Here is a 14383-nt window from a genome sequence, read left to right on the forward strand (position 1 = left end):
CCTGTGCGCGCGGCCCTCACTGGATCCCGGCGTCCGCCGGGATGAGCGGGGGTAAGGTCAGCCCCCGTCCGTCCACACCGTCTTGTAGAGATCGAACCGGCGGTCGCGCAGGTTCCGCACCGTCCCCTGCGCCTTGGCCCAGGCCAGGTCGGAGAGGTCCAGGTCCGCCACCGTCACCGTCTCGACGTTCTCGCTGGCCTCGGCCGCCACGCCGTCGCGCGCGAACGGGAAGTCGCACGGCGTCAAGATGCAGGACTGCGCATATTGGATGTCCATGTTCTCGACGTTGGGCAGGTTGCCGACATTGCCCGACAGGACGACGTAGCATTGGTTCTCGATGGCCCGCGCCTGCGAGCAGTAGCGCACGCGCAGATACCCCTGCCGGTTGTCGGTGCAGAAGGGGGTGAACAGGATGCGCGCGCCCTCGTCCGCCAGGCGCCGCGCCAGTTCGGGGAACTCGGAATCGTAGCAGATCATCACCCCGATCGGCCCGCAGTCGGTGGGGATGGCGTGGACGCGGTCGCCGCCCTTGATGTTCCACCAGTGGCGCTCGTTCGGGGTCGGATGAATCTTCTCCTGCTCATGCACCGAGCCGTCGCGCAGGAAGACATAGGCGACATTCTGGATCTCGCCGTCCTCGGTCCGCGTCGGGTGCGAGCCGCCGATGATGTTGACGTTGTAGCCGACCGCCAGCTCGCGCATCGCCTCGACGAAGCGCGGGGTGTAGCGGGTCAACGCCTCGATCGATTCCGCCGGGGTCAGCTTCTTGGTCGCCAGCGACAGCAGCTGAAGCGTGAACAGCTCGGGAAAGACCACGAAGTCGGCGCGATAGTCGGACACGACGTCGACGAAATATTCGACGTTGTCGATAAACTCCTGGAAGCTGTCGACCTTACGCATCTGCAGCTGGACCGTGGCGACGCGCACCGTCTCCTTGACCGCAAAGGCCGCCCCCTTGCCCGTCGCCTCGACATAGTAGGGATTGCGCCAGACCCAGCGCGCCGCGTGACCCAGCGACGCCTTGTCCGACGGCAGATAGTTCAGCAGCACCCCCGCCGGCTCGAACCCCGAACGCTGGTGAAAGGCCATGATCGGGTCCTTCACCTTCCGGTCTCGCACCGCCTCGACATAGGCGTTCGGGTCGGGATAGGCCGAGCGGCGCCGCGCCAGCCCGGGCATCCGGCCGCCGAAGACGACGCCCTTCAGGTTCTGCGCCTCGCACAGGTCGCGGCGCGCGTCATACAGGCGCTGGCCGATGCGCAGGCGGCGTCGGGCGGGGTCGACGCAGACCTCCATGCCGTACAGCCACTCGCCGGCCGGATCGTGCCGGGCGCCATAGCCGCCGCCGGTGATCTGGTCCCAGGTGTGCGGGCCCATGGCGGATTTTTCGTCGATGCGGAAGCTGGCCGCATAGCCGACGATCTCGCCTTCGAACTCGACCACGAACTGGCCGTCCGGATAGGTGGCGATCTGGCCCCGCAGCATCCCCGCGGTATAGGGCGGCATGTCCTTGTAGACCCGCGCCACCAGGGCGCTGATGCCGGGGATGTCGCCCATGCGGGCGTTGCGGATGGTCAGGACGGCGGGCTTGGCCGGTTCGGCGTTCTGGGCGGTTTGGGCGGTCTGAAGATCAGTCATGCGACACCTAACGCTCGACCTTGGCCGTTGGATCATTCCATCGTCTTGGACCGGCATGAGGATAGGCGCACAATGGCGGGATGTCCGGCATGAAGCAGGAAGTTGAACTCAAATTTCGGCTCGGCCCCGGCGCCGCCGCGCGCCTGGACGCCCACCCGGCCCTGGCGGGCGAGGAGAGCGTGCACGCCCTGCGCTCCGTCTATTTCGACACGCCGGATCAGGCGTTGCGGCGCGCGGGCTGGGGCCTGCGGGTGCGCGGGACCGAGCGCGGCTTCGTCCAGACGCTGAAGGGCCAGACGGGCGGCGACGTCCTCAACCGCGCCGAATGGGACATGCCGGTCGCCAGCGAGGCCCTGGACTGGGCGGCGTTGAAGACGACGCCCGCCGCCACCCTGCTGAAGGGCCGCCGCCGCGATCTCGCCCCTTGCTTCGCCAGCACGGTGCGGCGCCGCGCCCGTCTGGTCTCCTTCGACGGCGCCGTGATCGAGGCGGCCTATGACGAGGGCGAACTGTCGTGCGGCGACCGCACCGAGCCCTTGCGCGAACTGGAGCTGGAGCTGAAGGAGGGCCCGCCCGAGGCCCTGTTCGCCCTGGCTCGGCGCCTGTCGGCCGACGTGGCCCTGGTCCCCCTGTTCGAGAGCAAGGCCGAACGCGGCTGGCGCCTGGCCGAGGGGCTGGAGCGCGCGCCCCGCACCGCCCGCGCCGATCCCCTGCCCCGCGCCCTGAGCGCCGAAGCGGCCCTGCGCCGCACGGCCCTGGCCGCCCTGGGTCAGGTCTCGGCCAACGCCGAACTGCTGAGAAGGGTGCGCCGGCCCGAGGCCCTGCATCAGCTGCGCGTGGGCCTGCGTCGGCTGCGCGCCGCCCTGTCCGTATTCAGTCCCCTGCTGGGCGAGGACGCCGCTCCCGCCGTCGCAGAGTTGAAATGGCTGGCGCATGAGACCGACGCCGCGCGCGATCTGGACGTCTTCATCCGCGACGTCTTCCACCCCGCCGCGCTGGAGACGCCCGACCCCCGCCTCGCCCCGCTGGGCCTGCGCCTGCTGGCGGCCCGCAGCGGCGCCTATCGCCGGGCCATGGCGGCCATCGATCGCCGCGCTACGCCGCCCTGATGCTCGAGACCCTGGCCTGGATCGAGGCCGGCGCCTGGCGCAGCGACCCCGATCCGGTGCGGACCTGGCGCCGACAGCGGCCCGTCGCCGACTTCGCCGCCGAGGCCCTGGAGCGGCTCAACCGGCGCGTGCGACGCGGCGGCCGTCGCCTCGACCGCCTGGACGCGGCGGGCCGCCACCGGCTGCGCATCCGGGTGAAACGCCTTCGTTACGCGGCCGAGTTCTTTGTCGGCCTGTTCGACCATCCCCGCCGCGAAAGACGCTTCCTCGAGGCGCTGGAGACGACGCAGGACGCGTTCGGCGTCCTCAACGACCTGGCCGTCGCCCGCGACCGCATCCCCGCCGACGCCCGCCTGACCTCGCCCGAGATCGCCTTCGCCGCCGGGCGCCTGATCGGCCGCCGCGAGCAGGGCGCCGCCGTCCTTCACGCCGCCTCAAGCCGCGCCTTCGCCCGCCTGTCGCGCGCCCGGTCCTTCTGGTCTCGCTAAGACGGACACGACAGTATCGGTCGCATCGCGCTCAATGTTCTTGTTCAGTTCACGAGAACATCTTGCGAACAAGAACAAACCGTGTCCATAGTCCGCTTCACCAAGGGAGCGGGTCCGTGGCGGGTCTCTCCCGAAGTCAGATGGGAATCATGGCAAGGGAGAGAAAACCAATGTCACAGGCGGCACTGAAGCTCGTGGGTAAAGAAGACAGCGACAAACAACGCGCTCTAGAGGCGGCGATCGCGCAGATCGATCGCGCCTTCGGCAAGGGCTCGGTCATGAAACTGGGCAAGGCCGGCGTGGTGGCCGAGATCGAGAGCGTCTCGACCGGCTCGCTCGGCCTCGACATGGCGCTCGGCATCGGCGGCCTGCCGGTCGGGCGGGTGATCGAGGTGTTCGGTCCCGAATCCTCGGGCAAGACCACCCTGGCCCTGCACACCGTGGCCGAGGTCCAGAAGAAGGGCGGCGTGGCCGCCTTCGTCGACGCCGAACACGCGCTGGACCCCGTCTATGCGCAAAAGCTGGGCGTCAATCTGGACGACCTGCTGGTGTCGCAGCCCGACACGGGCGAACAGGCGCTGGAGATCGTCGACACCCTGGTGCGTTCCGGCGCCGTGGACATCGTGGTGATCGACTCCGTCGCGGCACTGACGCCGCGCGCCGAAATCGAAGGCGAGATGGGCGACAGCCTGCCCGGCCTTCAGGCGCGTCTGATGTCGCAGGCCCTGCGCAAGCTGACGGCCTCGATCTCCAAGTCGAAGTGCATCGTCCTGTTCATCAACCAGATCCGTCACAAGATCGGCGTCATGTACGGCTCGCCGGAAACGACGACGGGCGGCAATGCGCTGAAGTTCTACGCCTCGGTGCGTTTGGACATCCGTCGCACAGGCGCGATCAAGAACCGCGACGAGGTCGTCGGCAACACCACCCGCGTCAAGGTGGTGAAGAACAAGGTCGCCCCGCCGTTCCGCGAAGTCATCTTCGACATCATGTACGGCGAAGGCATCTCCAAGATCGGCGAGATCATCGACCTGGGCGTCAAGGCCGGCATCGTCGAGAAGTCGGGCTCCTGGTTCTCCTACGACTCCACCCGCATCGGTCAGGGCCGCGAGAACGCCAAGGAGTTCCTCAAGAACAACCCCGACATGGCCGCCTCGATCGAAAAGGCGGTGCGCCAGTCCACGGCCAAGATCGCCGACGACATGCTGGGCGCGCCCGAACCCGACGAAGGTCAGGATCTGGAGGGCTGATCGGCCCCATCATCTAAACGCCGTCATCCTCGGGCTCGTCCCGAGGATGACGCCTGGAAGCGCCACGATTGACCCATCCTCAGGCCAATCGCCTAGGATAGTGGAGCCCGGCGCGCCCTGACGGCTCAGAGCTTCTCCGTTCGCCGCCGCGCGACCCGCCTACCGACCCCGCGTGGCCGGTCGGACGGAGATCGGCCCGCCCGACCTGCTTCGGGCGGGCCTTTTTCTGCGCCGCCCGCTCTCCCGCTCATCCCGGCGGACGCCGGGACCCAGTGCGCGCGCCGCACGCATCGCCCCCCATCGCCCCCTCGCGCCCTGAAGCCAAATCACTGGATCCCGGCGTCCGACGGGATGAGCGGATGTGGAGACCCACCCGCTACCGGCGTTTCTCCATCAACGGACTTGTTTCCCCTCTTCGCCAACAGGCAAACTTGGCCGCGAACCAACGGAGCCTCCCCCATGATCTTCGCCACCGCCGACCTCTGCGACGCCCATCCTGACGCGGTGAAGGTCTGCCAGACCCCTTCCGCAGCTTCGGCCAGGTGGCGGCTTTCCACGGCCCGATCCGCACCCTCAGCGTGCTGGACGACAACGCCCTGGTCCGCCAGACGCTGGAGCGCCCCGGCCAGGGCGCGGTGCTGGTGGTCAACGGCGGCGGCTCGTTGAAGCGGGCGCTGGTCGGCGACAATCTGGCCAAGCTGGCCATCGCCAACGGCTGGGCCGGCGTCGTCGTCCACGGCGCCGTGCGCGACACCGCCGTCATCAACACCCTGCAGGCCGGCGTCAAAGCCCTGGGAGCCACCCCCTGCGCGCGGACCGCGACGCCATCGGCGAGATCGACATCCCCACCGCCTTCGGCGGCGTCATCTTCACCCCCGGCGACTGGCTGTATGCGGATGAAGACGGGGTGATCGTCGCGCCGCATCGGCTTCACGACTGAGCGCGTTTCCTCCCCAAGGTGGAATCAGCGGCGCAGCCGCTGAGGCGGAGGGGCGTCTTGGTTGCACCGCCAGGCCCCTCCACCACTACGTGGTCCCCCTCCCCATTTGCATGGGGAGGAAATCTGAAGTCACGCGTCAGTGATGCACTCAGTGCAAAATCCCTATATGACGCCGGTTCCGCTATTTCCTCCGCGCGCCCGAGTTCCAGAGCGATACGCCCATGACCAGCCTGAAGCAGATCCGTTCCACCTTCCTCGACTACTTCGCCGCCGACGGCCACGAGAAGGTGCAGTCGGCTCCGCTCGTGCCGCAGAACGACCCGACGCTGCTGTTCGTCAACGCGGGCATGGTGCCGTTCAAGGACTATTTCACCGGCGGCGCCGTCCCGCCCTACAAGCGCGCGACGAGCCTCGCAGAAGTGCGTCCGCGCCGGCGGCAAGCACAACGACCTGGACAACGTCGGCTACACTGCGCGCCACCACACCTTCTTTGAGATGCTGGGCAATTCTCGTTCGGCGACTACTTCAAGGACCACGCCATCGAGAGCGCCTGGGGGCTGCTGACGAAGGAGTTTGGCCTGGACCCCGCCCGCCTGCTGGTCACCGTATATCACACCGACGACGAAGCCTTCGACATCTGGAAGAAGGTCACCGGCTTCGCGGACGAGAAGATCATCCGCATCCCGACGGCCGACAACTTCTGGGCCATGGGCGACAGCGGCCCGTGCGGTCCGTGCACCGAAATCTTCTACGACCACGGCGACCACATCTTCGGCGGCCCTCCCGGTTCGCCGGACGAGGACGGCGACCGCTTCGTGGAGATCTGGAACAACGTCTTCATGCAGTACGAGAAGGAGAACGATCAGATCGTTCGCGACCTTCCCAAGCCCTCGGTCGACACCGGCATGGGTCTGGAGCGCATCGCCGCCGTGCTGCAGGGCGTCCACTCCAACTATGAAGTCGACCTGTTCAAGAGCCTGATCAACGCCTCGGAAGAGCTGACCTCGACCAAGGCCGAGGGCGAGCGCGCCCCGTCGCACCGGGTCATCGCCGACCACCTGCGCTCGACCGCCTTCCTGATCGCCGACGGCGTGACCCCGTCGAACGAAGGCCGGGGCTATGTCCTGCGCCGCATCATGCGCCGCGCCATGCGTCACGCTCACCTGCTGGGCGCGCAGGACCCGCTGATGCACCGTCTGGTGCCGACCCTGGTCGAGGAGATGGGCGAGGCCTATCCGGAACTGGGCCGCGCCCAGGCCTTCATCGAGGACACGCTGAAGCAGGAAGAGATCCGCTTCCGCACCACGCTCGGCCGCGGCATGAACCTGTTCGACCAGGCGACCGCCGACTTCAAGGCGGGCGACATGCTGGACGGCCAGACGGCCTTCACCCTGTACGACACCTACGGCTTCCCGCTGGACCTGACGCAGGACGAGGCGCGTCGTCGCGGCTTCAGCGTCAACGTCGACGGCTTCGAGGCCGCCATGGCCGAGCAGCGCGATCGTTCGCGCGAGCACTGGAAGGGCTCAGGCCAGACCGCCTCGGCCGGCGCCTGGCTCAGCCTGCGCGACCAGCACGGCGGCACCGAGTTCACCGGCTATGAGTCCGAAACCGGCGAGGGCAAGGTCCTGGCCATCGTCAAGGACGGCGCCGAGACTGCATCCGCCGCGACCGGCGAGACGGTCGAGGTCCTGCTGGACAAGACCCCTTCTATGGCGAAGGCGGCGGTCAGGCGGGCGACAAGGGCTCCTTGGTCTGGAGCGGCGGCGAAGGCCGCGTGCTGGACACCAAGAAGCACGCTGGCGACCTGCACGTGCATACCGTCGAGGTGACGCAAGGCTCGCTGGCGACCGGCGCGGTCGTGACCGCCACGGTCGAGGACGGCTCGCGCCCGACCACTCGCGCCAACCACTCGGCCGCGCACCTGGTGCACGCCGCGCTGAAGAACGTGCTGGGCCCCCACGTCGCCCAGAAGGGCCAGATGGTCGACGCCGAGCGCATGCGCTTCGACTTCAGCCACAACGCCCCGCTGACGGACGAGGAGATCGCCCGCATCGAGGACGAGGTGAACGCCGTCATCCGCCAGAACGCGCCGGCCACGACCGAGCTGATGACGCCCGACGCCGCCATCGCGGCGGGCGCCGTGGCCCTGTTCGGCGAGAAATACGGCGACGAGGTCCGCGTCCTCACCCTAGGCCACGCCCTGTCGGGTCCGGGCGCTTATTCGGTCGAGCTGTGCGGCGGCACTCACGTCTATCGCACCGGCGACATCGCCCTGTTCAAGATCGTGTCCGAAGGCGGCGTCGCCGCCGGCGTCCGCCGCATCGAGGCCCTCACCGGCGACGCGGCCCGCCGCTTCCTGCTGGATCAGGCCAACGTCGCCCGCCAACTGGCCCAGGGCTTCAAGATCCAGCCCGCCGAGGTTCCGGCCCGCGTCGAGGGCCTGCAGGCCTCGGTCAAGACGCTGGAGAAGCAGGTCGCCGAGCTGAAGAAGCAGCTGGCCCTGGGCGGCGGCGCGGGCGCCAATGCGGCGCCTGAGGAGATCGGCGGGATCAACCTGATCGCCCGCGTTCTGGACGGCGTCGACGGCAAGGGCCTGCGCGGCGTGGCCGAGGACTTCAAGAAGCAGCTCGGCTCGGGCGTCGTCGCCCTGGTCGGCGTCACCGACGGCAAGGCGGCCATCACCGTCGCCGCGACGCCGGACATGGCCGGCAAGGTCAATGCGGCCGACCTGGCCCGCGACGCCGTCATCGCCATGGGCGGCAAGGGCGCCGGCGGCAAGCCCGACTTCGCCCAGGGCGGCGCGCCTGATGGGTCCAAGGCCGAGGACGGCCTGAACGCCATCCGGGCCTCGCTGAAGGGCTGATCATCCTTAAAGGCTGAACGACAAAGGGCGGCGCATCCGATGCGCCGCCCTTTTTCTTTCCTCCCCATGCAATGGGGAGGGGGACCACGAAGTGGTGGAGGGGCTTTACGCCAGCGGAACCAAGCAGCCCCTCCGTCTCGTCGGCTGCGCCGCTGATCCACCTCCCCATTGCATGGGGAGGAGAAACCTACTCCGGCGCCCCCAGATCAATCCCGGCCAGCTTCCAGCCGAACAAATTGCGACGCTTCATCAGCAGGGAGACCTGCTCCTCCGGCTGGTCGTCGCGGGTCAGGGTGACCGCGAAGGTGTCCAGGTCGCGATAGCCCCACGACTGGCGCACGCGCTTGTTCTCGGACTTCGGCTCCTGCGGCTCCGGGCGTTTGATCTCCGGCTTGGGGGCGCAGCCCTCCTGCACCATCAGGGCGATGGCCTGAGGCGTGACGAAGGCGTCGACCGCCCCGCCCACGAGGGCCGGCGCCAACAGCATCCCCAACCCCGACAGGCCGCTGTCGCCGAGGCGTTTGTCCTTGCGCATCTCGACCATCATGCGGGCGTTCAGCTCGTCTTTCAGGCTGGCGCGAAAGGCGGGAAAGTCGACCTGGCGCTCCAGCGCCTTTTCGTCACCGGTCTTGGCCGCCTGGATCAGCGACCGAGCCGCCAGCAGGGGCGAGGCGCCGTAGGCGACCACGAAGACGGCCGCCGCCGCCAAACCCAGACGTATGATCAGTTTGCGGTTCATCGGCCCTCCCCTGCCTTACGAACGCGACGGGACGACGACGAAACGGCGCCAAAATCCCCAGGCGGATTAGGGACATGGATCACAGGCGGGTTCAATGCGTGTTTTCACCGGCTCTCGTTTCCAGGGGACCTGACGATGGGGTGAGGCAAACATCGACCACCGCTCATCCCGGCGGACGCCGGGACCCAGTACTTTGGCTTCAAGCATTCCGGATCGGCGGATAGGCGCAGCGTGGCGCTCTCACTGGATCCCGGCGTCCGCCGGGATGAGCGGAATAGGGAAGCGATGCCGCCCAGCAAAAGGCCCGCCGGATCGCTCCGGCGGGCCTTGCTGCTCACAGCAACGCGCTCAAGCAGCGCGAAGCGCGGTAGCGCTCTTAACCAATACCCGGCAGGGCCTTCTTCAGGTTCTCGGACACCTTGTCCAGGAAGCCTTCGGTCGTCAGCCAGGACTGCTGATCGCCGACCAGCAGGGCCAGGTCCTTGGTCATGAAGCCCGACTCGACCGTCTCGACGACCACGCGCTCCAGGGTGTCGGCGAACTCGGCCAGCTCCGTGTTGCCGTCCAGCTTGGCGCGGTGCTTGAAGCCGCGCGTCCAGGCGAAGATCGAGGCGATCGAGTTGGTCGAGGTGGCCTCGCCCTTCTGATGCTGGCGATAATGGCGGGTCACGGTGCCGTGGGCGGCTTCCGTTTCCATGACCTTGCCGTCCGGCGTCATCAGCACCGAGGTCATCAGGCCCAGCGAGCCGAAGCCCTGAGCCACGATGTCCGACTGCACGTCGCCGTCGTAGTTCTTGCAAGCCCAGACGAAGCCGCCCGACCACTTGATGGCGGCCGCGACCATGTCGTCGATCAGGCGGTGCTCATAGGTCAGGCCGCGCTTCTTGAATTCCTCGGCGTATTCGGCGTCGAAGACTTCCTGGAAGATGTCCTTGAAGCGGCCGTCATAGGCTTTGAGGATGGTGTTCTTGGTCGACAGATAGACCGGGTAGTTGCGCTGCAGGCCATAGGCGAACGAGGCATGGGCGAACTCGCGGATCGAGGAGTCCAGGTTGTACATGCCCATGGCGACGCCAGCGCCCGGCGACTTGTACACTTCGTGCTCGATCACTTCGCCGTCGTCGCCGACGAACTTGATGGTCAGGGTGCCCGGCCCCGGCATCAGGAAGTCGGTGGCCTTGTACTGGTCGCCGAAGGCGTGGCGGCCCACGACGATCGGCTGGGTCCAGCCCGGCACCAGACGCGGCACGTTCGAGCAGATGATCGGCTCGCGGAAGACCACGCCGCCCAGGATGTTGCGGATGGTGCCGTTCGGCGACTTCCACATCTTCTTCAGGCCGAATTCGGCGACGCGCGCCTCGTCCGGGGTGATGGTGGCGCACTTCACGCCGACACCGTGCTTCTGGATGGCGTGGGCCGCGTCGATCGTGATCTGATCGTCGGTGGCGTCACGGCTTTCCATGCCGAGATCGTAATAGTCGAGTTCGAGGTCCAGGTACGGGAAGACCAGCTTGTCCTTGATCATCTGCCAGATGATCCGGGTCATTTCGTCGCCGTCGATGTCCACGATGGGATTGGCGACCTTGATCTTGGCCATGCTTACGCCTCTGTCTCTCAAATCAGGGAAGGAATTCGGTGCAGGGGATATAGCGACCCCGCGCGCGGGCGCAAAGGGGACGAAAGCCGCACGGCCTGAACGGCGGGCCGGAACGAAACGACGGCTTGGCCGCTTGGCTTCTTCACGGCTACGCTTGACGCCGCCGGTCGGTCAAAACGCATGGAACGCCTGATGACGCCTCGCCTCCGGTTCGCCGCCACCGTCGCCCTGGTCCCTCTGGCGCTGGCCGCCTGCAAGGGACAGGAGGCCGCAACCGCGCCAGAAGCGCCGACGGCTCAGCCGCCCGCCGAGGCCGCCGTCGCCGCGCCCGCCGTACAGGGCGGCGCCCATCCGCCCAGCGTGACGCGCGAGTTTCGCGACTGGACAGCGACATGCGACAACACCAATCACTGCGTCGCCTTCGGATCGGCCGAGGAAAACATGGGCTTCGTCATGGTCTTCCTGGCGCCGGGCCCTCAGGCGCGGCCCGTCGTCCACATGGGCGGCTGGGGGCTGGAAGACGGACAGGGCGACGTCTACGCCGAGATCGACGGCCGCCGCTATGCCGGCAAGAATTCCAAGATGGATGAGGAAGGCGACGTCATCGCCTTCCAGCCGCCCTCGGCCCAGCTTCTGCATGATCTGGGCAATGGCTCCTTCATGGCGCTGAGGCGCGGCGACGAGAAGATGAAGGTCAGCCTGGGCGGGGCCGCCGCCGCCTTCCTGTGGATCGACGACCGTCAGGGACGACTGGGCACGTCCACGGCGCTGATCCGGCGCGGCGACCAGCCCGCGTCCAGCGTGCCCGCCGCCCCCGCCGCGCCGCGCGTGACCCTGGCCGCCGCCGTTTCCCAGAACGGCCTGCCTCAGGATGACCTGTCGCCGGCGCTGCTGGCGCACGCCAGGGTCAAGGAATGCCTGGCCGAAACCCGCCGGGGCGAACGCTTCGAGGCGGAGGTCGAGGTCGCCCGGCTAGCCGCTGACAAGCTGCTGTGGAGCGTGCCGTGCGGCGAAGGCGCCTATAACTTCAGCCAGGCCTATTTCCTCACGACGGCAGACGGGAACGCGCCTCAGCCGGTCGCCTTCCCCACGGCCGCGGGCAGCGAGCAGACCCTGGTCAACAGCCGTTATGATCCCAAAACCCGCACCCTGTTCGCCTTCGCCAAGGGACGCGGCCTAGGCGACTGCGGCCGCATGGGCGTCTGGGGCTGGACCGGCGAACGCTTCGCCCTGCTGGAGGAGAAGGCGATGCCGACCTGCACCGCCATGCCTCAGGACCTGTGGCCATCCACCTGGCGCGCAACCAAGGATTAAGTCATGAAATTCATTGCGCTTTCAGGCGCTATGGCCGTGGGCTTTCTGCTGATGGCGGGACTGCCCTCCGGCAAGGCCTCAGCCCAGACACAATGCCCCGTCGGCACGGCGGCCGGTTCGGCGACCTGCGCGCCAGACGCCCCGCAGGGCGTGGACACGAGCACCATGGGCCATCGCGAACGTGTCGAGGGTCTGGGGGCCTTTGCGTTCAACACCGACACGGGCGCGGTCTATGCCTATGTCCTGCAGGGCCGCAACATCGACGCCGCCATGTTCAACGCCATGAGGAAATGCGAGCAGCCCGACCATGCCTGGGGCGTCAGCATGCGCGCGCCGACCGAACCCGACGCCAACTGTGCGCCGGTGGCCTCCTGGCGCAACGCCTGCTCGGCCGTGGCTTCGGGTCAGGTCGACGGCGTGACCCGCTATTTCTCAACGCCTGCGCGCAACGCCCGCTCGGCCCGCGCCGACGCCATCAGCCAGTGCCAGGCCAACGGCGGATCCGATTGCGCAATGGCCCATGACGCCGTCTGCACCTCGCGATCCACCCGCGTGACGCGTTACTGACAAGGCGGCCCACCGCCAAGGAAAAGGGCCGGAGGATGATCCTCCGGCCCTTCTTGTTTCTGGAAGGCGGTTAGCCGCGCATCCGTCCTTCCAGCACCGCCAGCGGCATGGAGCCGTCGCCCAGCACCTTGTCGTGGAAGGCGCGCAGGTCGAAGCCGTCCTTGGCTTGGGCTTCCTCGCGCAGGCGGGCGATGACGGTGTGACCGACCTTGTAGGCGCAGGCCTGGCCCGGCCAGACGCAGTAGCGATTGATCTCGCTGTTGGAGGCGTCCAGCGGCTTGGCCCCGGAGGCCGCCATATATTCGACCGCCCGTTCGCGGCTCCAGCGCTCGGAGTGGATGCCGGTGTCGACCACCAGGCGCACGGCCCGGAACAGATAGGACATCAGGAAGCCGACGCGGCCCAGCGGATCGGTCGCATAGGCGTCCAGATCGTTGGCGGCCACCGCCTCGGCGTACAGCGCCCAGCCTTCGTTGAAGGCCGAGAAGCCGCCGGCGCGGCGCCATTGCGGCAGCTCCCCCGACTCGCGTTGCAGCGCCACCTGCAGGTGGTGACCCGGCGAGGCCTCGTGATAGGTCAGGGTCGGCAGAGCGAACTTCGGCCAGTTCCCGCTGTCGCGCAGGTTGATGTAGTAAGCGCCCGGGCGCGAGCCATCCAGCGGCGGCCCCTGATAGTAGCCGCCCGGCGCGCCCGACTGGATCGACACCGGCACGCGGCGCACCTCGACGTGGGTCTTGGGCAGGCGGCCGAAGACGGCGGGCAGTTTCGGTTCAAGCGCGGCGACCTGTTCGTTCAGCCACTTCAGCAGCTCTTCCTTGCCCGCGTCGGTGTTGGGGAACAGCTGGGCCGGGTCCTTGTTCAGCGCCTGAACCCGTTCGCCGACCGTGCCCTGGGTCATGCCCTGAGACTTCAGGATGGCGTCAATCTCGGCGGTGATCTCGGCCACCTGTTCGACGCCCATGGCGTGGATTTCCTTGGCCGACAGGGTGGTCGTGGTGTTCGACTTCAGCCCGGCGGCGTAGAAGGCCTCGCCGTCCGGCAGGCGCCACACGCCCGCGTCGTGAACGGCCTTGGGACGGACCGCTTCCAGCGCCTCGATCTGGCGGGCCAGGGCCGGTTTGACCTTCTCGTCCACCAGGGCGGCGGCGCGCGCGTCATAGCCCGACAGGTTCAGCGCCCCTGCCTTGCGGACCAGCGACTGGATCATGGCCATGTCGGCGGCGGGCGTGTCGCGCAGGGTGCGGATCTGCGGCAGCATCCGGTCGATGATGAAGTCCGGCGCGATCACGCCCAGACCGGCGTCTTCCTTGATCTTGTCCGTCTCGCCGTCCAGAACGCCCGCAAAGGCCTCCAGCCGCGACAGGAAGGCGTCGGCGCCGGCCGCGTCCTCGATGCGGTGCTGGTTGTCCATGAAGTCGGGCGTCGAGAAATAGGCGCCGGACAGCTGGGTCACGACATAGGGCGACGGACGGCCCGGCCCCGCGCCATAGTCGAAGCGCGCCGTCTGGGCCGACGTCTCGCGCCCGAAGGCGGCGATGGCGTAGTTCAGCGCCCCGGCCTCGGACAGGCCCTTCTGGTCAAACGCCTTCAGCTCGTCCCAGCGTTTGATCGCCTTCTCGCGATCCTTGCGGATGGCGTCCGGCCCGGCCTCGCTGAGTTTGGACGACAAGCCCGCGCGGGCGTCCTTGTCCAGACCCAGGTTGGTGGCGCGCTCGGGCGCCTCGTCGATGTCGGCCTCGAACCAGCCGTCCAGCAGGGCGTTCAGGCGCGCGTCGGCGTCGCTGGCGGCGGCGGCGGCGCACTGGGCCAGCATGGGCGCTGCGGCGGCGGTCGCGGCGGCGCTCAGCAAGAGATTGCGGCGATTGATCATTCAGG

Annotated in this window: 7 protein-coding genes and 3 pseudogenes; 6 read left to right on the top strand and 4 right to left on the bottom strand. The window is 68.0% G+C overall.

Going from position 1 to position 14383, the window contains the following annotated elements; translation table 11 throughout:
* Window positions 1-57: 57 nt before the first annotated feature.
* Window positions 58-1638 (bottom strand): GNAT family N-acetyltransferase, encoded by a 1581-nt coding sequence (locus tag V8F63_RS01965; RefSeq protein WP_392354350.1) that lies wholly within the window; start codon window positions 1636-1638, stop codon window positions 58-60.
* A gap of 89 nt (window positions 1639-1727) precedes the next feature.
* Here V8F63_RS01965 and V8F63_RS01970 point away from each other — a divergent pair.
* The 4 genes and pseudogenes from V8F63_RS01970 (at window position 1728) to alaS (ending at window position 8291) form a co-directional block, all read left to right on the top strand.
* Window positions 1728-3235 (top strand): annotated as a pseudogene (locus V8F63_RS01970) (CHAD domain-containing protein).
* A gap of 170 nt (window positions 3236-3405) precedes the next feature.
* Window positions 3406-4485, top strand: a complete 1080-nt coding sequence (gene recA / locus V8F63_RS01975) for a recombinase RecA (protein ID WP_025977964.1) — start codon at window positions 3406-3408, stop codon at window positions 4483-4485.
* Window positions 4486-5063: 578 nt separating this feature from the next.
* Window positions 5064-5425, top strand: a pseudogene (gene rraA / locus V8F63_RS01980) (ribonuclease E activity regulator RraA).
* A 221-nt stretch (window positions 5426-5646) separates the two neighbouring features.
* A pseudogene (gene alaS, locus V8F63_RS01985) lies at window positions 5647-8291 on the top strand (alanine--tRNA ligase).
* Between the two features lie 187 nt (window positions 8292-8478).
* Here alaS and V8F63_RS01990 read toward each other — a convergent pair.
* Together V8F63_RS01990 and V8F63_RS01995 are read right to left on the bottom strand one after the other, a co-directional pair.
* The gene (locus V8F63_RS01990) at window positions 8479-9030 is read right to left on the bottom strand and encodes a DUF2939 domain-containing protein (protein WP_392354351.1); all 552 of its coding nucleotides are present in this window, start codon (window positions 9028-9030) and stop codon (window positions 8479-8481) included.
* Between the two features lie 376 nt (window positions 9031-9406).
* Window positions 9407-10627: an NADP-dependent isocitrate dehydrogenase gene (locus tag V8F63_RS01995; RefSeq protein WP_392354352.1), complete on the bottom strand. Its 1221-nt coding sequence runs from the start codon at window positions 10625-10627 to the stop codon at window positions 9407-9409.
* A gap of 192 nt (window positions 10628-10819) precedes the next feature.
* Here V8F63_RS01995 and V8F63_RS02000 point away from each other — a divergent pair, with 192 nt between their 5' ends.
* Window positions 10820-11941, top strand: coding sequence for a DUF1176 domain-containing protein (locus V8F63_RS02000; RefSeq protein ID WP_392354353.1), 1122 nt, complete (start codon window positions 10820-10822; stop codon window positions 11939-11941).
* A gap of 3 nt (window positions 11942-11944) precedes the next feature.
* Window positions 11945-12508, top strand: coding sequence for a DUF4189 domain-containing protein (locus V8F63_RS02005; protein ID WP_303683088.1), 564 nt, complete (start codon window positions 11945-11947; stop codon window positions 12506-12508).
* A 70-nt stretch (window positions 12509-12578) separates the two neighbouring features.
* Here V8F63_RS02005 and V8F63_RS02010 read toward each other — a convergent pair whose 3' ends face one another.
* Window positions 12579-14378, bottom strand: a complete 1800-nt coding sequence (locus V8F63_RS02010; protein ID WP_025977971.1) for a DUF885 family protein — start codon at window positions 14376-14378, stop codon at window positions 12579-12581.
* Between the last annotated feature and the right edge of the window lie 5 nt (window positions 14379-14383).

It is taken from the genome of Brevundimonas sp. LF-1 (assembly GCF_037055305.1).
Taxonomy (GTDB): Bacteria; Pseudomonadota; Alphaproteobacteria; order Caulobacterales; family Caulobacteraceae; genus Brevundimonas; species Brevundimonas sanguinis.